Genomic DNA, 21,893 nt, shown 5'->3' with positions numbered 1-21,893 from the left:
CACTAACTGTAGTATCTTTGACACTGATGCAAAGAGAACAGATTTCGGTTTTTGATATGTTTAAGATTGGCATAGGCCCGTCAAGCTCACATACGCTTGGCCCATGGCGTGCCGCTCAACAGTTTGTACAGTCGCTTGAGCAACAGGGTGTATTGCCTATGGTGCAACAGGTTAAAATATTATTATACGGTTCCTTAGCCAAAACCGGCGTAGGACACGGTACCGATATAGCCATATTGCTTGGCCTGAGCGGTGATGACCCGGTTACTTTTGAGGTTGACCAGGTAACACCTAAAATTGCACACATCAAAAGCTCACATCAATTGATACTTGGCGGTGTATTACCTATAAGTTTTTATCCCGAAGATGATTTGCTGTTCCTGTTCAATGAAAGCTTGCCGTATCATCCCAACGCGGTAACCTTCCAGGCATTTTTGAGTAATGGCAAGGCTGTGTCAGAAACTTATTACTCCATAGGTGGTGGTTTTGTAGTGAAAGATGGAGCATCCGGCCCGGCCAAAGCCGAGGTAGATCTCCCCTTCCCTATTGACACCGCTTCCGACTTGCTTCACTGGTGCATCAAAACAGGGCTCCGCATCTCGGAGGTTGTGGCCGAAAACGAGCTGGCCTGGCGTAGCGAACAGGAAACCCGTACCAGGACCTTAAATATTTTCACAGCATTAAAAGAATGCATTTATCGTGGCTGCCATACTACCGGTCAACTTCCCGGCGGATTAAACGTGGCAAGGCGTGCCGCCAAACTAAACGCCAAACTCATCGGCAATAATAAATACAGCAATTACGATGAGTGGGTTGCAGCCATCAGAAACACAGGCGACAGCTTCAAAAATACGTTAGACTGGGTGAGTTGCTTTGCATTGGCCGTTAATGAAGAAAACGCTTCATTTGGGCGTGTAGTAACCGCGCCAACAAACGGCGCTGCAGGCGTAATCCCTGCCGTACTGCAATATTACATTGCCTTTTGCGAAGGCAATACCGAACAAAAGATCATCAACTTTTTATTTACTGCCAGCGAGATTGGCAGTATCTTTAAAAAGGGAGCTACCATATCGGCAGCCATGGGCGGTTGCCAGGCCGAAATCGGTGTATCATCAGCCATGGCAGCGGCGGCCTTAACCGAGTGTATGGGCGGTACTCAACGTCAGGTATTGATGGCAGCAGAGATAGCCATGGAACACCACCTCGGCCTCACCTGTGATCCTATAGGCGGATTGGTACAGGTGCCCTGCATCGAGCGTAATACCATGGGTGCCATAAAAGCCATAACCGCGTCGCAATTGGCCCTCCAAAGCAATCCTGAAAAAGCCAAGGTAAGTCTTGATGCCGTGGTAAAAACCATGTGGCAAACCGCATTGGATATGAACTCAAAATACAAGGAAACAAGTGATGGCGGGCTGGCAATTAATATTCCGATTAGTTTGCCGGAGTGTTAGAAGATATTGAATAATCAAACTCAGCACTGGTTGAAGTTTAGCGATAGCGTAACTTCAGCTTAAACTATTGAACTATATCTAAATATTTTACGAAAGCAGGATGCTTCCATTGTTATAGGACGAAGTTACGCTATCGCTAAACTTCGACCAGACAAGAGCAGTGACGCGTTTTTAAATCCTATTTCTAATTTACTTTTTGGCAAAAACAGCCCCTACAGCTACCTTCAACTTATCCACCCACATCCCATACATTTTACCGGAGGGATGTAAGCCGTCATCGGCAAGTAGGGAAAGATCATGTGCTGCCAATTTGGATATACCGGTTATCTCAACGTAATTAACTTTTGCGTTGCTGCTTATTTCACGGTTAATGTCGTTAAACTGATCTATCTCGGGACCTATCACTGCATCATTACCATGCGCATAAGGAGTAACACCATAATCCGGGATTGATAGTACAAACACATGCTCCCTGATGCCACCCGCAAATTTGATAGCCGTGTTTAAAACCTGTTCAAACTTAACGCGGTAGTTTTCCTGACTCAATCCGCCGTATTGATCGTTAACACCTATCAGCAGGGTAACCACATCATAAGTATTGCTTTTAATATCACTTTTATCAACAGCCTCAATCAATTGATCGGTTGTCCAGCCGGTTCGGGCAATGATAATTGGGGCATTTACTTTAAAACCTTGCAGCTGGTTAGCTAATTGGTTGGGAAAAGCCTGATCAATAGGAACAGACTGCCCAATAGTATATGAGTCGCCGAGGGCAAGGTATGTTAAGGTATCCTGTATCACTGTAACTGGTTTTGATGAGGGAGTGTAACTAACCGGTGCAGGAGTATTTTTGCCTGCACAGGCCGATAACGTGAACACTGTAAATAAACTTAAAATTATTCCCTTCATTTATAATATCTCCATACCAAAAAGTACGGAAATATGATGCTTCAGGATTTTTTTAACTTCATTAATATCAACTTCTTGCCCAAGTTCCTGCTGCATAGAGGTAACAGCCTTATCGTCGATACCGCAGGGTACTATGTTTTTAAAATAGCTAAGATCAGTATTTACATTAAGCGCAAGGCCATGCATGGTTACCCAGCGGCTGCAACGTACCCCCATGGCGCATATTTTACGGGCCCTTTCATTATCGGCATCAAACCAAACACCGGTATATCCTTCATACCTGCCGGCCGTTAAGCCAAAATCAGCCAGGGTCAGGATCACCGCTTCTTCCAGCGTACGCAAATACAGGTGAATGTCGGTAAAAAAATTGTCGAGATCGAGGATTGGGTATGATACAATTTGACCCGGACCATGGTAGGTAATATCGCCACCGCGGTTTATCGGATAGTAAACGGCGTGTTTTTCTTTCAGGCCTTCCTCATCTAACAATAAATGTTCAGGCTTACCGCTTTTGCCTAAAGTATATACGTGCGGATGCTCACAAAATACAAGATAGTTGAAAGTTTCATCGGCCTCAATAGTATCGTAAGCTACACCGGCACCTCCGTTTTTAGCGGCTGCTTCATACGCCGTTTCGCGGTTGCGGTTTTCAATTTTGGTTTTAACCGTTTCGCTGAAAATAGATTCCTGTTTATCCCAGGCTTGCTGGTAATCGATCAGGCCCCAGTCCTGAAAAAATACTTTTTTGTTTTTCATCACTCGCCCTTTACGTAGCCTATCATATAATCTTCATACTGCATATAGCCTACAGTATAATCGATAACATTATTTTTTTTATGCAATTGTGCATTTATCACACCGTGGTGTTCAAACTGAAACGGCTCAAGAAAAATATTATCGGCAAAGGAAACCTCTTTTTGGCCGTTGCATTTATAAACAGCCTCTTTGGCGCACCAGCAAACATATAGCTGTTCTATTTTTTGACTGCCACCTATAAAAGCCAGCTCTTCTTTACGCATAAACTTTTTGGCAATACGCTCAACCTTTTGCTTTATCTGTTCAATATCAATACCAACCTTATGCGTTTTACTGATCATTACAGCGGCATAATCAAAAGAGTGACTTAACGAGATATGATAAGGCAGGTTTACCAGGTAAGGTTTACCATGTTCATCAACCTTACAGTCGATATACTCGTCGGTGCGAAGCATTTTACGCAGCAATACACGGGTACCCAACCAGTGCAAATGGCGCTTGCCATTGCTCAGGCTCTCCACAAAATCCTTCTCCTGCTGATTAAGTTGTAACTGGCTATACAGGTCTGTAGCCTCCTCTTCGATACGCCAGAGTGCAAACTCGGTATCATCATCAATACGCTGCCTGTATGCTATTGCCATAAAAGTAAAATTGCAAAATAGGATGCAAACATATGTCAAAAAATATTAAATTGTATACCCGCAACTACATATTCATAATCTATTGACATATATGTGGTTTAGGGGTAGTTTCCGCGTTATCTCAACGCATTTCGCTTTCCCATATTGTTCACAAAAGCCGGAAGCAATTGGGCTAATTTTTATAATTTAGCGGCAGCAATAACCTGCCCGTATGATACTATCTGATAAGCGCATCCTCGAAGAAATTGAACAAGGCCATATTATTATTGAACCATTTAACCGCGAGTACCTGGGTACCAACTCGTACGATGTGCATTTGGGTAAATATTTAGCTACTTACCGTAACCGGGTGCTTGACGCTAAAGTTCATAACGAGATTGATGGCTTTGAAATTCCTAAAGATGGCTTTGTGCTTCAGCCTAACACACTTTACCTGGGCGTTACCATGGAGTACACCGAAACCCATCGTCATGTGCCGTTTTTGGAAGGCAAATCAAGTACCGGGCGTTTAGGTATCGATATCCATGCAACCGCAGGCAAGGGAGATGTTGGTTTCTGCAATACGTGGACACTCGAAATTTCATGTGCTCAGCCGGTACGAATTTATCCTGGCATGCCAATCGGTCAGCTTATTTATTTTGTGGTTGAAGGCGAGATTGAAACGCTGTACAACAGCAAAGCCAACGCCAAATACAACAACCCTACTACCCGCCCGGTTGAAAGTATGATGTGGAAGAATAAATGGTAGTTGCTTAAGTCCAGAGTCTCAAGTCGAAAGTCTTAAGTCATGAGCATAAAGCAAGACTTTTGACTTCAGACCAAGAACTTCAGACTTAGTACTTTTTGCGTATCTTGGTAGTCAACATTTTACTACCTATGAACTTCAAACGCCTATCGGTTGGAACCCTTATCATCTTACTTGTTGGTACTACTTTAGCTTTTATAAAACCCGACGATGAACTGGTAACAAAAATCGTCGCGCAGCTTGATAAATGGCGGGCCGAGTATCCTCAAGAGAAAGTTTACCTGCACTTTGATAAACCCTCTTATGCCATTGGTGAAGACATCTGGTTTAAAGCCTATGTTACTATTGGCAGTGAGCATAAACTTTCGGCTTACAGCGAAACCCTGAATGTTGACCTGATTGACGATAACGACTCGGTAAAACGTAGTCTTAAACTCCCTTTAACAGCAGGCTTAGCAGCAGGTGATTTTGCATTGGCAGATAGCATGTCTGAAGGAAATTACCGAATCCGCGCCTACACCAACTGGATGCGTAACCAGGGAGAGGCCTATTTCTTTGACAAAACCATAGCTGTAGTAAACGGCATCAGCAATAAAGTATTTACCAAAACAGCTTATAGCTACAGTACATTAAATGGTAAACAAAAGGTAACGGCCGTAATTACTTATACCGACCTTAACGGCATTCCATACGTTAATAAACCGGTAAGTTATGAGGCTGAAATAAATGGCAAATCTATCGCCAAAGGAAAAGGCGTAACCGACGATAAAGGCAACCTTACCGCCAGTTTTACCAATAACTCACCAGTTGCTATCACAACCGGGCACATCAATACCGAAGTTAAACTTGATGACAAGCGCACCGTGGCAAAAGCAGTACCTATCAAAACATTGTCTAATAAAGTTGATGTACAGTTTTTTCCGGAGAGTGGAAATTTAATTAACGGCATTTTTGAAAAGGTAGCTTTTAAAGCCGTTGGTGCCGATGGCTTGGGCGTTGATATTAAAGGCTATATCGCCGACGATCAAAACAACCAGATCTCGGCATTGGGCGAGAGTCATTTTGGTATGGGTACCCTAAATTTCGAACCCGAAAGCGGCAAAACATACAAAGCACATATTACCTATGCCGATGGCTCGGAGGGTATTTTTGATTTGCCTAAAGCAGTTGACAATGGCTATGTATTAAGCGTTAACAGCATGCGCGATGATAAAGTATTTGTGTCTATCATTCCGGGTAAAAATGCAGCAAACGGGACAGCATCCTTGTCGGGCTTATCGCTTATAGCACAATCGGGCGGAGAGCTTTGTTATGCTGGGAAAAGCAAGGATGGGGCAACATCCTTTTCGGCAGCCATTCCTAAAGACAAATTCCCATCAGGTATAGTGCAGTTTACCTTATTTTCAGCAACCGGCGAACCGTTGAACGAACGGCTTATTTTTGTTCAAAATCCCGACCAGCTTAAACTTGCAGTTACTTCAGAAAAACAAAGCTACAAACCGCGCGAAAAAGTAACCATCAGCCTTAATGCTAAAACCAGCCAGGACAAACCCATTATAGGTAGTTTTTCGGCATCGGTTATTGATGAGTCTAAAGTTAATACCGACGAGGCTAACGAAAGCTCAATATTTTCAACACTGTTGCTCACCTCCGATCTAAAGGGATATATTGAAAAGCCAAACTATTACTTTACCAATGTAAGCAATGAAACAAAGGCAAATCTTGATGCCCTGATGCTTACCCAGGGATACCACCGGTTTGAATGGAAACAACTGCTCGCCGGTAAATTTACGCCGATAGTTTTCAAGCCGGAGAAATCGCTTGAAGTAACCGGCCATCTTAAAACTTTTGGAGGCAAACCTGTCCCTAACGGTAAGGTTACCTTATTTTCGACAGCAGGAGGCACTTTTATTATTGATACTGTTGCCGATGCTGAAGGAAAGTTTACTTTTAAAGACCTTGTTTTCAGGGATAGCATCAAATTTGTCATCCAGGCGCGCACTGCTAAAGACCGTAAAAACCTCGACATTACCCTTGATAAAATAAGCCCTCAAGCTGTTGGCCCCAATAAAAACGCACCCGATATCCAGATCAATATTAACGACGGTGCATCAGCCTACCTTTTAAACAGTAAAAAACTATATGACGAGCAGGTAAAATATGGCATAGGCAACCATACCATCGTATTGAAAGAAGTGGTAATAAAAGAGAAACGGGAAAACCCTTTCAAAAATTCGGCAAACCTTAATGGGGCCGGCAATGCCGATCAAACGCTTACCAGTAAAGACCTGATATACGGAGGCATGCTTTCACAGGTATTGCAGGGCCGGCTTAATTTCGTCACGTTCAGAAACGGTATCCCATATTCTACCCGGAGCCCAAACACGCCTATGCAAATTATACTTGACGGCGCGTATGTTGAATCGGATTTTCTGGATAACCTTACGCCAAGCGATGTGGCTACTGTTGAAGTATTAAGAACAATTGGTACTACAGCAATTTATGGAGCAAGAGGTTCAGGCGGCGTTTTAGTTATAACCACCAAACGTGGCGGCGGAGATGCTGTTTATAATAAATATGCTCCGGGTATAGCCACCTATGCACCTAAAGGGTATTACAGAGCACGTGAATTTTATTCGCCTAAATATGATGATCCTAAAACCAATGCGCAGATGCAGGATCTTAGGAGCACCATTTACTGGTCGCCCGGTTTGATAACTGATAAAGATGGTAATACCTCCATGAGCTTTTTTAACGCCGACGCTAAAGGCACCTATCGTGTAATAATTGAGGGTATTGATGCTGATGGTAACTTAGGCAGGCAAGTTTATAGATATAAGGTAGAATAATATTATTTTTTTAGTGGATATTATTAATCCTTTGTGATATTTTAGAGTCATACAGGACACTTACAATCCTACTAAACCTTATGAAATATCTACGTGCAATCCCCTTACTCGTATTATTGCTGCTTAACTTAAAATCATTTGCTCAAACCGATAGCAGCTTTTTGAAAAAAGCCGTTGCACTATCAAACAAACAATTAACCGACAAACCCACTGAAAAAGTTTATCTGCATTTAGATAAGCCTTTTTACAATATCACCGATACCATCTGGTTTAAGGTTTATACGGTAACCGGTGCCGAACATCAATTATCAGATATAAGCGGCGTGGTACATGTTGAACTTATTAATGCCAAAGATTCTGTTGCCCGGCGGCTTAACCTGAAACTCACCAACGGTGTGGCCTGGGGCGATTTTGTGTTGCCCGGCAATTATAAAGCCGGCAGCTATCGCCTGAGAGCATACACCAACTGGATGCGAAACCAGGGAACTGTAGCTATGTTTGATCAGCGGATCCAGGTAAACGGCCGCCCGGTTTTCGGAGCAAATCACCCACAAAACCAGCCTGCTACAGAAAATAAACCTGACGTTCAGTTTTTTGCAGAAGGTGGAAGCCTGGTGAATGGTCTAAGATCTAAAATAGCAGTTAAAGTAATTGGCCAAAACGGACTTGGGCGGGATGCCAAAGGCTCAATAACCGACAACGACGGTAACGAAGTTGCTGAATTTGAAACCACGCACCTCGGTATGGGCATATTTGCGTTGCTTCCACAAGCAGGTAAAACCTATAAAGCGAAAATAACAACAGACGGCATTCCTTCTTTTACCGTTGATCTTCCCAAAGCTGGCGATGAAGGTTTTACCATGACAGTGAACAATCGGCTTACTGACAGTATTAATATCAAATTAACAGCATCTTCTAAAACCCTCGGGGCAAAGCAGCACGCTTACTACTACCTGGTTGGGCAGTCGGGAGGCAAGGTTTATTACACTACTTCTTTCAAACTTGAAGACCCCGGTTATTCATTCAAGATTGAAAAGAAACGCTTTCCATCAGGGATAGCCCAGTTTACTTTATTTGGTGCCGATGCAGAACCGCTTAATGAAAGGATAGCGTTTATACGCGCTAACGACACATTAAAACTTAAATTGAATATAGCCGCTCAAAAATTTGAGACGAGAAAAGCAGTATCTGTGGTTATCGAGGCCGCTAATAAAGCAAGCAAGCCGGTAGTTGGCGCTTTTTCTGTATCTGTAATAAACGAAAGCCGTATTCCTTTTAATCAAAATGCCGAAAGCACCATACTCAATAACCTGCTCCTGACATCTGACCTTAAAGGCTATATAGAACAACCCAATTACTATTTTAATAACATTACTGATAAAACCGAAAGCGACCTTGATATGCTCATGCTTACACAGGGCTATCACGGTTTTGAGTGGCGTAAAACATTGAACGCAAAGCAAGAACAACCAACTTTTAAGGCCGAAAGTTCGTTGAGCCTTGCCGGCTCGCTACAAACACCCGGAGGCAAATCGGTACCCAACGGCAAAGTACTGCTACTTGGCAACCGTGAAGATTTCTATGCCGACACAGTAACAGATATTAACGGCGATTTTAAGTTTGAAGATGTTGATGTTTCAGATACCTCCCATCTGTTGGTTCAGGCCCGCAAGGAAAACAACGGAAAAAACGTAACGATATTTGTTAAACAAGCTGACTATCCGAAGGTTGAGTCCACAACTGCCGATGGGCAACCTTCTTTGTTTGCCAATGTGCGGCAACAAACATATGCTCCGGATTTAGAGCAACAAAAAATTGATTCAACAAAAATCGCTACCTCTTTAAAAGAGGTAATAATTAAGGGAAAAAAAGCCGTGTCGCCAAATCAGTATAACAAATATGGCACCTTACAGCAACGAAGCGTCAACATGGCCAAATTGCGAAGCTATAAAGATGCCAATTTAAGTGGTGCTCTGCATTCGAGCGAACCCCTGGCCCGGATCGACCTGACAGGCAGTTACAAATATGATGCATTAAGCGGGGGAGATAGCACCAAAGGCAGCGTCGTTGTTGATGGGGTATACGTTGAACAACGTCAGTTAGACTTTTTACATGTGGAAGAAATAGAAAGCGTAGATTTAATGATAGCACCTACAGGTCCGCCTCTTATCGTTGTTAAAACAAAAAGATATGCAGGCACCGATACTACTGTATTAAAAGAGGTAAATATACGTGCAACAAAAACCAATAAATCAAATTATAAAGGCTACTCGGCCGGAAAATTAGGCGCTGCGCCCGACCAGATTATCATGGGTGCAAAACTAACCGGCTGCACGAAGCTTTCGGACTGTTTAAGAAGTAAAGTTATAGGCGTTACGTTTGATGTGCGGGGAACCCCCATAAGTATGCGCGGGAACCAGAAAATGGCTGTCATACTTAATGGCTCAGTATCGGATGGCAGCGTACTTGACAATATCAACCCAAATGATGTTTATAGCATTGAGGTATTGCGGGGGGCATCATATGCCGCTATATTAGGCTCTGAATTTCCAGGAGGGGCGCTTGCTATAACTACTCAAAATGGCGGCAACTACGTAACAGGAAGCAGCTCTTCGTCCGGAGTGATAACCTATCCTTTTAAAGGTTTTTATAAAGCCCGAACATTTTACTCGCCTAAATATACCGCCGCAAATATTAATACAACTGTTCCTGATTATCGTACCACAATTTTCTGGGAGCCCAACATTGTTACTAATGAAACGGGCGAAGCATCCTTCAGTTATTTCAACGCCGATACCCGTGCTATTTACCGGGTAACTGTTGAAGGCATTGATGCCAATGGTAATTTAGGAAGACAGGTTTACAGGTATAAGGTGGAATAGTTTAAATCGGAAGTCCGCAGTCGGAAAGTCCGAAAGAAATAAGCATTGCTTAGTCTTTCGGATTTTACTTTTTAATGAAATAGCTTCAAACAGAAGTCCGCAGTCGGGAAGTCCGAAAGATTTGAGCGATGCTTATTTCTTTCGGACTTTCTTTTTTTAAACAAACTTATTTGGAGCTTAGATAATATTTCTCCCAAAAATCAACCGATTTTGACATTTCGCCGGCTCCTCCCGCTGCTCCACGGCCCATGCCGCTGCCCATACCCCCGCGGCCGCCTCTTCCGCCGCGACCGCCACCCATACCGCCGCCCATTCCACCTCTGCCACCTCGACCGCCACCGCCAAAGCCGCCGCCATCATGATCGCCTTCTCCCGTACCACCACCGGTTGGCCGTTGAAAACCGTTTATTTTAAAATTGAAAGCCCATTCGCTCTTAAAAGTATCGCTACCGGCATGAAAAAAACTTAACGGAATAGCTGCCTCATAAACCAGGTCGCCATTGGCATCATAATTTATAGCGGTTTTAATACCATAGGTATTTGAGGTAGTGATCATATCACCCTCTATATCCTTAAATCCAATAACCTTAATATATCTTAGCTTAGTTATGCGTTCGCGCATCAGCTCATCACGGTCGGCCTGGGTAATCTCTCCATTATCATCTTTGGGTTTTGGAAATTCCAGTTTTTCACCGGGGGCGGCTAAGGGAAAAGTAAGGGTAAAACTATCTTTCTTTTTTCCTTTGGGATCGATAGTTAAAGTAATACCGGCATTCAGCACTTTCATTTTATCAAGCCTGTCACTCACCCTGATGGCGGCATACAGGTAATCCTTATCATTAGCCAGTGCATAATTTAACTTCTTTTCGTCGTTATAATAACGCAGACTATCGCCCCACTCCTTCAAGTCGCCGTCAACATTGATGTTAGCAGGCGGGCCTTGCAGATTGTTTTTTGTGTTTTGGGCAGATGAATGGTGAGCGGTTAAAAGTTGTGCAGCTAATGCCAAAGCAAAAGCCGGGTATGCCTTTTTCATGTGAAATTTTTTAGGGGTTTGTGTGTAACATGATTTTTAAGACCATGGAACACGATTTTAACACTTTTATTATTGTTTTTGAGTAAATTTGTAGTTACGTATGCCAACCGAAGTACAGGAAGAAACATTTACGCTCGAAGAGTTACTTGCAGGACTTAAAGAGACACATCGTTTAATACTCTGGAACGATGATTTTAACACTTTTGACCACGTGATCCACTGTATGATGAAATACCTGGATTACTCTGAACCACAGGCCGAAAAGATAGCCTGGAAAGTACATAATGAAGGCAAATGCGCCGTACTTGAAGGCTCTTTTACCGAAATGGAGATTTACCGCAAAATCCTTCAGCAAGAAGGATTAACAGTTTCTGTAGAATAAAACGCTAACAATAACCGGCATGATAAAAAGAACATTCATACTTTTTTTAATAGTCGGTTGGGCCAGCCTTACCGCCTGCGGCCAGGGGAAAAACCTGAAACTGGTATTTATCCGTCATGCCGAAAAGCCCGACGTAGGTGATAACCTTTCGTGCGCGGGCTTTAACCGTTCGCTTAAACTGCCTGAGGTATTAAAAGCCAAATTCGGTTTGCCCGATCATATTTATGTACCGGCAATGCACCAGGGCAAATCAACCCCGAGGTCGCGTATGTTCCAAACTATTTCGCCATTCGCTGTAAAATACAACCTTACCATCAATAGTAATTTTGAGGAAGAGGATGATAACGGCATGGCCAAGGAGCTTACATCAAAAAAAGGCACCATCCTTATTGTTTGGGAACACAATGAGCTTAAACCTTTGCTGAAAGCTTTAGGCCTTAAAGTTAAAGACCTGCAATGGCCCGACAATGATTTCGACAGCATATGGATAGTGACCTTCAAAAAAGGCAAACCATCCTTAACCCAGGATAAAGAAGGCATTACACCGGCTGCAGGATGTAGTTTTTAAACTCTATCTACCTCCCCCCACATGTTAATTGCTGGAAACATGCACTGGAAAATCATTTACCTTTATCAGCGCCTTCTTTGCCGTACCCCATCAGTTTATTTGCCCACGCTATAAAATACTTTACGTTTGGCGCATCGGTATGGCCTCCGTCATGCTGCCGCCAGGCCAGCTCTCCATTAAGTAAACCGGTATTTACAGGCGGCATTTTTTCAGTTTTGTAATCACTTGAAACACCAAGGTCCTTTGCGCCAAGCAGCTTAAATACCGGGCCGGCGGCTACAGTTGCCATATAACTCCCCTGTTGGTCGAGCCACTTGGCATCTCCCTGCTCAGGGATACCGTAGCTAATAAAAGTAAATCTTGGAGCGCATAAGGCAATCAGTTCATGGGCGTCTACCGGAATATCTTTTGCTGTTTTAACGCCAAACGTGGCCTCTGCAGCGCCATACTTCATAAAGTTACCGGCCATCCAATAATACTCGCCCCCGGTAAGGCTTTCAACCGCCTCGCCAAAATTGCGGCGGTGCAGCTTAGCTCCACCTTCGCCCGAAGAACCGATCAAACCCATCGCAAACCGTTGCTCAAAAGCCAGTGTCACCAATGCCGCTTTACCATAGCGGGATACCCCTTCAATGCCCACGTGTTTGGCATCTATGGCAGGCTCTGTTTCCAGGTAATCGAGGGCGCGTGCAGCTCCCCATGACCAGGCGCGCAAAGCCCCCCAATCCTCCGGTTTACGCGGCTGACCTTTGTTTACCAAACCAATAATTCCTTTGGTCAAACCTTCGGCATTATCCGCCTGGATCGAAGCAGGATCTATCAGCACGTATCCCCAGCCGTTGGCTATTAATTGAGTGGCTGTCGGCGGATCACCTTTCATCGTCGGAAAACCGGCCGATCCAAAGGGAGATTGTTCAGCTATCGGATTATAAGCCGGGTATTGTTCAAAAATAGTTTTCAGTTCAGGATGATCTTTTACCAGTAATTCTTTTAACGCGTTGTTAATCTTTTCAACATCAGCAGCAGGGGGCTGCGCCGGTGCTGGTAAAACACTTCTGCCAAACATCATCAACACCGGCACCGGGCCTTTGGCATTAGCGGGTAACACCAAAGTCATTTCAATATTTACATTGATAAGTGGATATGCCGCGTTATCAACGTGCCCTATCAGCTGTTTGGCAATCACCGGAAAGAAGCCAACACGTTCTTTATCGGTTACTTTTACCGTCCATGTTACTTTGGGTACATCGGCGGGGATACGACCGTAAACTTCACGCTCCATATCTTCCACAATTTCGGGACGTCGTTGCTTCCACCACATTTGGGGCGTAGTAACTTTCTTGCCGTTTTTTAAAGTAAGTACTTCTGGCAAATCCGGATAAGGGTTGGCTAACGATTCGTCATAATTGGCATGGTTCGGAGCCGATTCATCTCCACTGGGACCATTACGCAATGTTTTAATTCCCAATTGTTTCATCATATTCTGATGATCCTGATCGGCGGTAAAGTTTACCGGAGGGGTATTTTGCGCCTTTGCCATTATGGCATATGTGAGTAAGAAAAATAAAGTGGTACTTTTCATTTCTTCTTATTTAAAGATGGTTATCATTTATCGCCGGTACGAAAAGGAGATGCAGGCAGGCCTTCTTTGTTGTACAGGTTTGCGCCATCAGGGTTATCGGCCCAGGCATACCTTACATAAAGAGGAGCTAATATTTTATCATTCCAAACCAATACTTTATCTCCCTTAATAACAGTCTTTGCCCAAACAAACTTTTTATCCGCACCGGCTATCGCGAATTGCGATAGTTCTTCGCCATCCCATGCAACCAAACCCGCTCCTGTATTCTTAAAGGTAATCTCTATTTTATTGCCTTCAATTTTAGCCGAATGATAAATTGGCCCGGATGATACTACCTCTAAATCACCATAAGCCACATTTTCGGCAGCCCGGGCAAGGCGCTCACCTACTGTTTTTTTGTTGAGGGGATGAATATCGTTCCATTCACCGGCATCAATAGTTATAGCCATTCCGGTGTTGGGTAGCTCCAGGGCACTAAGCTGCCCCTCCCGCAATTGTGCCCAGTCGCTTTCGGCTGGTGAATATTGTACCTCATTAAAATTGGGAAGCTGAGCATAAATAAACGGCATATCACCCTGCTGCCATTTGTTGCGCCTGTCGGTAATCAATGCTTTTAACAATGTCCCATATTCGGTAGCCCGCGTAGCATTGCTTTCGCCCTGATACCAAACCATGCCTTTAATGGCGTAATTGATAACGGGTGCTACCATAGTATTATAAAGCCCGGTTGGCTCATTCTGGGCCGAAAACTCCGGTTTTTCTTTAGCTGGTTCAAATACCTGTCCTACTTTATATTGCCAGTCGCCACGAAGGTCGATAGTATCTCCGGCTATCGTCAAAAAATAGCGTTTATCCGGTACAAAACCGCCTTTATCTTCTGTGTTAACCACCCGCACCACAATGATATTTTTACCAGGCTTTAATAATCCTGCAGGTACAGCATATCGCCTTGGCGGATACCGATAAGTAATGCTCCCTACCAGCTGCCCGTTTAAATAGGTCTGATCGGCATCTATTATTCTGCCCAGAAAAAGTTTGCCCGCTTTACCCTGTATGGAAACAGGCAGGTTTATTTCTTTTCTGAACCATACCACGCCATTAAGATTTTTTACGCCTTGATCGGCCCAGTAACCTGGCAGCCAGAAACGATGCCAGTTATGCGGGATGTATGTGGTATCATACCATGGTTTGCTCCCACTCAAACCTTTATCGGTTCCATATGCCGATGTATTGAGCGGATCAACAGGTTGCGGGAGTGTTTTCATCACGCTATCCATAAAAGTGGTGTTACCAAACTGAATTATCCTGTCATTATACGGTTTGATATTTTTCAATCCATCGCTGCTGATCCAGGCTTCTATCGGTGTGCCGCCTACGCTTGAGTTGATGATACCTATGGGTACATGATATTTTTGATAGAGCTGCTTCGCAAAAAACCATGACGCAGCACCGAAGCTCAAAACAGTTCCAGGATCGGCCTTTATCCACTTACCGGGTAACAAGTCCGGATGTTGTTTAGTTACATCTGCCTCGGTTTTAACAAAAAAATTCCTGATCTGTGGGTAATTAGCCTTGGAGATCTCATCCGGATATCTTTCTTTTACCCGCTCCATTGGCAAAACCATATTCGACTGGCCCGAACAAAACCAAACATCGCCAATTAAAATATCATGGATAACGATCTGATTTTTACCGGTAAGTTCCATAGTATATGGCCCCCCGGCTTTCATCGACGAAAGCTTGACTTTCCATGCCCCACTTTGATCGGCAACTGTATAGTAATTTTTATGCTGAAAATTGATAGCTACCTTTTCGCCAGCATCAGCCCATCCCCAGATTTTTACTTTCATGTTCCGCTGCAATATCATGCCATCAGAAACCAATTGCGGCAAACGGATTGCAGCGTAAGCAGGCATTATAACACAAGCGCACAGCACGGCAAGCAATAGCTTTACTGACCTCATAACTCGAAAGATTGGTATTAACGGTTTATCTTACCAAAATAGTAAATAAAAAGCAATTACTCAATCGATTGCGCAAATCCATCTTTATTTACTTTAACTAATGTCTAATATCTAAATCATCAAAACAGATAAATTATCGGCCTATTTTAAACACCATAAGTTTAGTCAGTAAATGATCATAAGTATGCTGATTGTCTGCATTTCAATATTAATTTGTTTAACATCGCATTTATTAAAGGTGGCGGATGGCTAAAACAAGAAATATCAAACCCGAGCAAAAGATCTCATTCAAAGAACGGCTGTCTGCATTAAGCAACCTTCCTGAATTTTTCAGTTTGGTTTGGCAAAGCAGTCCGGGTAAAACAACGATGAGTTTTTTGTTGCGCATTATCCGCTCGGCCATGCCGGTTGCCTTGTTGTATGTGGGTAAACTGATCATCGATCAGGTGGTGTTGCTTAACCGGCACGGTGGAAGCCAGCATGAATTATGGAAATTGGTTATCATCGAATTTTTGCTGGCTATATTAACCGACGGCTTAAACAGGATGATAAGCCTGATAGATAGTCTGCTTGGCGATCTTTTTTCTAACTATACATCCATGCGCATCATGCGCCATGCGGCCACACTTGATCTCGAGCAATTTGAAGATTCTGTATTTTATGATAAACTGGAACGGGCAAGGCAGCAAACCGTAGGCCGCACCGTGCTTTTATCACAAGTAATGAGCCAAATCCAGGATTTCATCTCCATCGCTTTTCTGCTTACCAGCTTATTAACTTTAAACCCCTGGTTAATCCTGTTATTACTCATATCCATTATCCCGTCATTTATGGGGGAAAGTTACTTTAACAGTCAGAATTACGCGTTAACCAGAAGCCAAACCCCTGAAAGAAGAGAGCTGGATTATGTACGCTACCTGGGCGCAAGCGATGAAACGGCAAAGGAAGTTAAGATTTTTGGCCTTGCTGATTTTATCATCAACCGCTTTAAAACGCTATAAGATAAATTTTATACCGATAATAGCAAACTTGCTGTAAGACGCTCGGCCTGGGGCACCTTCTTTTCCGTTTTGGGTAGTATCGGCTATTATGTGGCTTACGGGTTTATTATTTACCAAACGGTTACAGGTAAATCTTCGGTAGGTACACTTACTTTCCTCGCCGGTTCGTTCCGGCAGCTTAGCAGCCTGATGGAAAATTCGTTAAACCGTTTTACATCGGTATCACAGGGAGCCATCTACCTCAATGATTTTCATGAGTTTTTTGAGATCAAACCAAAAATTACTGTGGCCGCATCTCCTTTACCATTTCCGAAACCGATAAAGCAAGGCTTCACATTTGAAGATGTAGGCTTTAAATATAACAATGCCGAATCATGGGCCAACCGGCACCTGAACTTTACCCTGCAACCCGGCGAAAAGATAGCACTGGTTGGTGAAAACGGTGCAGGCAAAACTACACTTGTTAAATTGCTTGCCCGCTTATATGACCCTACAGAGGGGCGCATCCTACTGGACGGTGCCGACCTGAGGGATTATGATATTGCCGATCTCCGGCTAAACCTCGGTATTATTTTTCAGGATTATATCCGCTACCAGATGAGTTTTTCGCAGAACATCGCTGTCGGAAATATTGATGAGCAGGCCAATATTGAATTGATCCGTAAGGCAGCGCATGAGAGTCTTGCCGATACATTGGCCGCCAGACTACCGCTGGGATATGATCAATGGTTAGGCAGGCGGTTTAACGAGGGTGTGGAACTATCCGGCGGGGAGTGGCAAAAAGTTGCGCTGGCCAGGGCTTATATGAAGCAAGCACAGGTGCTTATTCTTGACGAGCCTACAGCCGCTCTTGACGCCCGTGCGGAGTACGAGGTTTTCCAGCGTTTTTCGTCTTTAACCCAGGGCAAATCGGCAGTGCTTATATCACATCGGTTTTCAACAGCAAGACTTGCCGATCGGATCATTGTTTTAGAAAGGGGCAGCATTCTTGAAGCCGGCACACATGAACAACTCATGGCCAACAATGGCCGCTATGCCGAACTTTTCAACTTACAGGCTGCCGGATATCAATAAAAAATCCAGGGTTACAGATTAACCCAATTTTGTTTCACTGGTATATCCCTTATGCCTTTCAGTAAGCTTTTTCATCCAACACCATTGATTACCAGGCGACAGAAGGGCCATTTTCGTGTAAAACGAGATAAAACAACCAAACAATGAGAGTATTTGACTAATAGGTTAAATAAATAATAAGGCATTTTTATCTTGCTTTAAACAGCCAGTTATAAACAATCAAGTGTTAATACACACTTGCTCCGGTTCACTGATCCCGGATTTTAACAAACCATTACCTATTGCCTTATGATCATAAAAAAAGGTTTGCTTTTTCTCCTGCCCGCTATTTTTTTCAGGATGACTGTTTTTGGTCAAACAGCAAGTCCAAAAAGCCAAATCCCACCGCTTTTACAACAATTTGGAGAAAAATTTCCGCAGGAAAAAGTTCACCTGCATTTGGATAGAAATGATCACTCAAGCGGCGATACCTTACGCTTTAGGGCTTATGTAGTAAATGCTCAAAACAACCAGTTTACAGATCTTAGCAAAGTTTTATACGTTGATCTTTTAAACAGTCAGGATTCCCGTGTTATCGAACTCCGGTTTCCAATTAATGATGGCGGCGTATCCGGTTGGGTTGCTCTTCCTGACAGCATGGAAAGAGGCACTTATACTTTACGCGCCTACACCGCCTGGATGCGAAATTTTAAACCTGAATTATTTTATCATACCAGCTTAAAAATAGGAAACCCGGCAAATTCAAAACAGAGTATCCCCAGGGAAACCAAAAAGACTCGTAATGACGAGCTCCACAACATTCAATTTTTTCCGGAAGGTGGAGATCTGGTAAATGGTATTACTTCAGTTATAGCATTCAAAGCCATTGGCAGTACAGGATTAGGCGAGGACGTATCAGGAACAATTACTGATGAAAGCGGAAAGGTTTTATCAAACTTTCAATCTTCATTTGCAGGCATGGGCAGGTTTAATCTTAAACCGCTACAAAGCCATAGTTATGAAGCCAATGTCAGGTTTAAGGATGGGGTTACAAAAAAGATTATTTTACCCGCTGCCTTACCCTCAGGATATGCTTTGGCTGTAAATAATCAGGATAAAGCTAATGTGATTGTACAAGTGATGACCAGTGGCTTAAACACTACTGAACCGGTTTGGCTGGCCGCTCAGGCAAACAATAAGCTGATCAGCTTAACAAAGCTTGATCTTTCAGGTAACCAAGGCAGTATATCCATGCCAAAACGAACGCTGCCCACCGGCATTGTTCAATTCACACTTTTCAATAATCTTTCAGAACCTAAAGCCGAACGTTTGGTATTCATAGACCGGCATGATCAGCTCCGGTTAAATGCAGGTACGCCAAAAGTATCATCAACAAATTCAGTTATTCAAATCCCGATTGAGGCTACAGATCAGTTAGCCAATCCGGTTATCGCAAATTTTTCGGTTGCTGTTGTAAACCGAAAAACTCCGGTTGACAGCACAACCCTAACGCCTTCCATTTTATCCGATCTGCTGTTGACATCCGATCTTAATGGCTATATTGAATACCCTAATCATTATTTCAAAAGCCGGGAGCCGCAAATCAGCTTACAGCTTGATAATTTGATGCTGACGCAGGGTTGGCGAAGGTTTATATGGAAAGACCTTTTAGCCGGTAAATTTCCGGATGTGAGTTACCCGGCTCAAACACAACAAACATTAAGTGGCACAATACAAACAGGCAAAGGCTCAACTTTACCCAAACAAAATGTTATGCTGGTATCAAAAGGCGATTCGGCATTTACAATACGCACCGTGACCGATAGCAAAGGAAGGTTTACTTTTAATTTGCCCGACCTGCAGGATCAACATCAATTTTCGGTAATAGCATCTACAGATAGTAAAGATATCAATGTTATCCTTGATCAATTTGCACCTGCCGATTCAACTGGTTATGTTGTAAAGAAAGAATTGCCCAATTATGCTGCGCAATCCCCCTCTAATCAGCCCCACACCATCAAAAACGGAGCGCGTCAGTTAAATGAAGTTGTTGTAAAATCAAAAAAATTAAGCGCTACTGAAAAAGCTGTCGCCCCATCGGCAAATTTTAATGGTGCTGGAAACGCCAATCAAATCATCACCTATAAAGACCTCAACCATTGCGATAATCTGGAAATTTGTTTGGAGGGAAGATTAGTCGGTGTATATTTTAGAATAAAAAAAGACCCGTTTAGCCATGGTTATACAAAAGTGCCTTACAGCACCAGCGGTTTGAATAAACCAATGTTATTTGTACTTGACGGGGTTCCGATACAACCAGGCCAGATATCCTTAAACAGCATACCGGCAGGTAATGTGCAAAGCATTGAAGTATTGCGTTCAGGTTCACTAATTGCGGCTTATGGCCTGGCCGGTAGTGGCGGTGTATTAGTGATCACCACAAAAAAAGGCGGTATCAATTATAATGAGATGGATGAGCCGGAGGATATCACTGTTACATCAACACCTGGTGTAATTAACTTTACTTATAGCGGGTATCAAAAATACCGGGAGTTTTATGTGCCGAAGTATCCGGTAACTGATGTGGCAAAAAAGGCCTCGCCCGAAACTCTGTTATGGAACCCGGTAGTAAAAACCGACGATAGAGGACAATCGGTATTGGAATTTCCTGTTAGCGCTGATGTAAAAAATATAGCTCTTACGATTGAAGGTATTTCAGGCGATGGAAAAATAGGTTACCACTACCAGGAATATGCTATTAAATAAGCGTAACAGGATCATGAAGAAAATACTAACTATCATTTTTTGTCTTTTTGTTACTCATACCTTTGGCCAGCAGCAAATTAGCGGAAAAGTAACTGATGAAAAAGGCAGCCCGCTGGTAAATGCAAGCGTGTTTATTGCCGAATCGAAAAACGGCACTATGACCGATACCAGCGGCCATTTTAAACTCACATTGCAGGCCAAAGGGAATTTCAAAATTGTAGTTTCTTATATCGGCTATAAAACCACCGCCAGGGCATTAAACACCAGCTCTATTTCATCAAACATTGATTTTGCTTTAACTCCCGTAAGTCATCAGCTAAAGGATGTTATAGTTACTTCTAAAGCCAGTAATAACTGGAAACGTTGGGGAGCCATGTTTACAGAACAATTTATCGGCACATCGGCATTCGCCGCACACTGTACCATTACCAATCCCGAAATAATTGATTTTGATTATGACGATACCAAACAGGAGCTTCATGCCTATGCCTCCGAGCCATTAATTATCAGGAATGAAGATCTTGGCTATTTGGTATCGCTAACCCTGGTTGACTTTACATTTTACACATCAAAAAACGAAGTCGATTACCAGGGGTATTATCTGTTTAAAGAAATAGACGGAAACGATCGGAAGAAAGCAACCTGGGAACAAAACCGGCTAAAAGCTTATTCGTTGTCGTTTATGCATTTCACCCGGGCGCTATACAACGACAAACTGAAAGAAGAAGGATTTGAAGTGCGGCAATTTAGCGCGGGAAACATCAGGGAAAAAGAAAGAATTGAAAAACTCTATGCACAAAAACTTAACACATACCTGGACTCGGCAAAAATTGAGAAAAACAAACCTTTAGACACCAATCAGATAGCTTCCAAAATATTTAATAAAGACTCGCTGCGGTATTACAAAAAGATACTGACTAATAAATCCGAGATAAAAATGAGTGGGCCATTAAGGGCTAAAGACATTTCAGCAAAATCAGAGAACAACATTACCTTAAATTTTAAAGACCAGCTGCAGGTTGTTTATAAAAAGATCAAAGAACCTGAAGAATATTATAACTACCGTAACCACGCCGCCCTAACTACCGAAAGCACAACGGTACAAAGCAGCGGTATAAGTACAAGTCAGTTGGTTATGCCCAATAAACAGTATCCTTTTACTGAACTATTACTGGAGAAAGGTATCCCTGTGGAAATTACAGAAAACGGCTATTACAACAACACCAACCTGTACCTTAACGGCTTTTGGGGATGGTGGGAAAAAATGGCAACCAAATTGCCCTATGATTATGAGCCTAATTAATG

General features: G+C 43.1%; 16 protein-coding genes. 10 read left to right on the top strand and 6 right to left on the bottom strand.

The features are described from left to right. Positions 1 to 26 precede the first annotated feature (26 nt). A complete protein-coding gene (locus EAH55_RS27855; protein ID WP_121812572.1) occupies positions 27 to 1,454 on the top strand; it encodes an L-serine ammonia-lyase in 1,428 nt (475 codons plus the stop codon). Between the two features lie 189 nt (positions 1,455 to 1,643). Here the strand turns inward: EAH55_RS27855 and EAH55_RS27850 are convergent, their stop codons facing one another. From EAH55_RS27850 to EAH55_RS27840, 3 genes are read right to left on the bottom strand one after another with little or no spacing between them, the layout of a single operon-like run. After that, positions 1,644 to 2,363 (bottom strand): SGNH/GDSL hydrolase family protein, encoded by a 720-nt coding sequence (locus EAH55_RS27850; RefSeq protein ID WP_121812571.1) that lies wholly within the window; start codon positions 2,361 to 2,363, stop codon positions 1,644 to 1,646. Further along, the gene (gene lipB / locus EAH55_RS27845) at positions 2,364 to 3,119 is read right to left on the bottom strand and encodes a lipoyl(octanoyl) transferase LipB (RefSeq protein ID WP_121812570.1); all 756 of its coding nucleotides are present in this window, start codon (positions 3,117 to 3,119) and stop codon (positions 2,364 to 2,366) included. Further along, positions 3,119 to 3,760 (bottom strand): 4'-phosphopantetheinyl transferase family protein, encoded by a 642-nt coding sequence (locus tag EAH55_RS27840; protein WP_121812569.1) that lies wholly within the window; start codon positions 3,758 to 3,760, stop codon positions 3,119 to 3,121. The genes lipB and EAH55_RS27840 overlap by 1 nt, the downstream gene beginning before the upstream one ends. 211 nt (positions 3,761 to 3,971) lie before the next feature. Between EAH55_RS27840 and dcd the strand changes: the two genes are divergently transcribed. The 3 genes from dcd to EAH55_RS27825 all read left to right on the top strand — a co-directional run bounded on the left by dcd (position 3,972) and on the right by EAH55_RS27825 (position 10,236). Continuing rightward, entirely contained in the window at positions 3,972 to 4,508 is a 537-nt protein-coding gene (gene dcd / locus EAH55_RS27835) for a dCTP deaminase (protein WP_112568810.1), read from the top strand. 128 nt (positions 4,509 to 4,636) lie between these two features. Next, on the top strand, positions 4,637 to 7,354 hold the full coding sequence (locus EAH55_RS27830; protein WP_121812568.1) for a TonB-dependent receptor plug domain-containing protein: 2,718 nt from the start codon (positions 4,637 to 4,639) through the stop codon (positions 7,352 to 7,354). A gap of 80 nt (positions 7,355 to 7,434) precedes the next feature. Next, positions 7,435 to 10,236, top strand: coding sequence for a TonB-dependent receptor plug domain-containing protein (locus EAH55_RS27825; protein ID WP_121812567.1), 2,802 nt, complete (start codon positions 7,435 to 7,437; stop codon positions 10,234 to 10,236). A 166-nt stretch (positions 10,237 to 10,402) separates the two neighbouring features. On the opposite strand, the gene EAH55_RS31205 is transcribed toward EAH55_RS27825, so the two are convergent. Next, positions 10,403 to 11,272 carry a DOMON domain-containing protein gene (locus EAH55_RS31205; RefSeq protein ID WP_208644966.1) on the bottom strand — a complete coding sequence of 290 codons (870 nt, stop codon included), beginning with the start codon at positions 11,270 to 11,272 and terminating at the stop codon, positions 10,403 to 10,405. Between the two features lie 100 nt (positions 11,273 to 11,372). Here EAH55_RS31205 and EAH55_RS27810 point away from each other — a divergent pair, with 100 nt between their 5' ends. Together EAH55_RS27810 and EAH55_RS27805 are read left to right on the top strand one after the other, a co-directional pair. Continuing rightward, the gene (locus tag EAH55_RS27810; RefSeq protein ID WP_112568816.1) at positions 11,373 to 11,654 is read left to right on the top strand and encodes an ATP-dependent Clp protease adaptor ClpS; all 282 of its coding nucleotides are present in this window, start codon (positions 11,373 to 11,375) and stop codon (positions 11,652 to 11,654) included. A gap of 19 nt (positions 11,655 to 11,673) precedes the next feature. Beyond that, positions 11,674 to 12,222 carry a histidine phosphatase family protein gene (locus EAH55_RS27805; RefSeq protein ID WP_208644965.1) on the top strand — a complete coding sequence of 183 codons (549 nt, stop codon included), beginning with the start codon at positions 11,674 to 11,676 and terminating at the stop codon, positions 12,220 to 12,222. A gap of 52 nt (positions 12,223 to 12,274) precedes the next feature. Here EAH55_RS27805 and EAH55_RS27800 read toward each other — a convergent pair whose 3' ends face one another. Together EAH55_RS27800 and EAH55_RS27795 are read right to left on the bottom strand one after the other, a co-directional pair. Beyond that, positions 12,275 to 13,804, bottom strand: coding sequence for a glucuronyl esterase domain-containing protein (locus tag EAH55_RS27800; protein WP_121812565.1), 1,530 nt, complete (start codon positions 13,802 to 13,804; stop codon positions 12,275 to 12,277). Between the two features lie 23 nt (positions 13,805 to 13,827). Then, complete coding sequence (locus tag EAH55_RS27795) at positions 13,828 to 15,768, bottom strand: sialate O-acetylesterase (protein ID WP_121812564.1); 1,941 nt, start codon at positions 15,766 to 15,768, stop codon at positions 13,828 to 13,830. A 245-nt stretch (positions 15,769 to 16,013) separates the two neighbouring features. Between EAH55_RS27795 and EAH55_RS31375 the strand changes: the two genes are divergently transcribed. From EAH55_RS31375 to EAH55_RS27780, 4 genes are all read left to right on the top strand, one after another. Further along, entirely contained in the window at positions 16,014 to 16,769 is a 756-nt protein-coding gene (locus tag EAH55_RS31375; protein ID WP_244228393.1) for an ABC transporter ATP-binding protein, read from the top strand. A gap of 69 nt (positions 16,770 to 16,838) precedes the next feature. After that, positions 16,839 to 17,843, top strand: a complete 1,005-nt coding sequence (locus EAH55_RS31370) for an ABC transporter ATP-binding protein (RefSeq protein WP_244228392.1) — start codon at positions 16,839 to 16,841, stop codon at positions 17,841 to 17,843. Positions 17,844 to 18,131: 288 nt separating this feature from the next. Beyond that, a complete protein-coding gene (locus EAH55_RS27785; RefSeq protein ID WP_121812563.1) occupies positions 18,132 to 20,588 on the top strand; it encodes a TonB-dependent receptor plug domain-containing protein in 2,457 nt (818 codons plus the stop codon). Between the two features lie 13 nt (positions 20,589 to 20,601). Continuing rightward, positions 20,602 to 21,891: a carboxypeptidase-like regulatory domain-containing protein gene (locus tag EAH55_RS27780; RefSeq protein ID WP_162997077.1), complete on the top strand. Its 1,290-nt coding sequence runs from the start codon at positions 20,602 to 20,604 to the stop codon at positions 21,889 to 21,891. The last annotated feature ends 2 nt before the right edge of the window (positions 21,892 to 21,893 follow it).

Source organism: Mucilaginibacter kameinonensis (assembly GCF_003675385.1).
In the GTDB taxonomy this organism is placed as follows: Bacteria; Bacteroidota; Bacteroidia; order Sphingobacteriales; family Sphingobacteriaceae; genus Mucilaginibacter; species Mucilaginibacter kameinonensis.
This window is presented reverse-complemented; position numbering and strand designations above follow the sequence as displayed.

Excerpts from the sequence above, each read along its gene's own strand:
- EAH55_RS27785 (WP_121812563.1), top strand. The coding sequence starts at position 18,132 with ATGATCATAAAAAAAGGTTTGCTTTTTCTCCTGCCCGCTATTTTTTTC.
- EAH55_RS27805 (WP_208644965.1), top strand. The coding sequence starts at position 11,674 with ATGATAAAAAGAACATTCATACTTTTTTTAATAGTCGGTTGGGCCAGC.
- EAH55_RS27800 (WP_121812565.1), bottom strand. The coding sequence starts at position 13,804 with ATGAAAAGTACCACTTTATTTTTCTTACTCACATATGCCATAATGGCA.
- EAH55_RS27850 (WP_121812571.1), bottom strand. The coding sequence starts at position 2,363 with ATGAAGGGAATAATTTTAAGTTTATTTACAGTGTTCACGTTATCGGCC.
- EAH55_RS27795 (WP_121812564.1), bottom strand. The coding sequence starts at position 15,768 with ATGAGGTCAGTAAAGCTATTGCTTGCCGTGCTGTGCGCTTGTGTTATA.
- EAH55_RS27830 (WP_121812568.1), top strand. The coding sequence starts at position 4,637 with ATGAACTTCAAACGCCTATCGGTTGGAACCCTTATCATCTTACTTGTT.
- EAH55_RS31205 (WP_208644966.1), bottom strand. The coding sequence starts at position 11,272 with ATGAAAAAGGCATACCCGGCTTTTGCTTTGGCATTAGCTGCACAACTT.
- lipB (WP_121812570.1), bottom strand. The coding sequence starts at position 3,119 with ATGAAAAACAAAAAAGTATTTTTTCAGGACTGGGGCCTGATCGATTAC.
- EAH55_RS27855 (WP_121812572.1), top strand. The coding sequence starts at position 27 with ATGCAAAGAGAACAGATTTCGGTTTTTGATATGTTTAAGATTGGCATA.
- dcd (WP_112568810.1), top strand. The coding sequence starts at position 3,972 with ATGATACTATCTGATAAGCGCATCCTCGAAGAAATTGAACAAGGCCAT.
- EAH55_RS27840 (WP_121812569.1), bottom strand. The coding sequence starts at position 3,760 with ATGGCAATAGCATACAGGCAGCGTATTGATGATGATACCGAGTTTGCA.
- EAH55_RS27825 (WP_121812567.1), top strand. The coding sequence starts at position 7,435 with ATGAAATATCTACGTGCAATCCCCTTACTCGTATTATTGCTGCTTAAC.
- EAH55_RS31375 (WP_244228393.1), top strand. The coding sequence starts at position 16,014 with ATGGCTAAAACAAGAAATATCAAACCCGAGCAAAAGATCTCATTCAAA.
- EAH55_RS27780 (WP_162997077.1), top strand. The coding sequence starts at position 20,602 with ATGAAGAAAATACTAACTATCATTTTTTGTCTTTTTGTTACTCATACC.
- EAH55_RS27810 (WP_112568816.1), top strand. The coding sequence starts at position 11,373 with ATGCCAACCGAAGTACAGGAAGAAACATTTACGCTCGAAGAGTTACTT.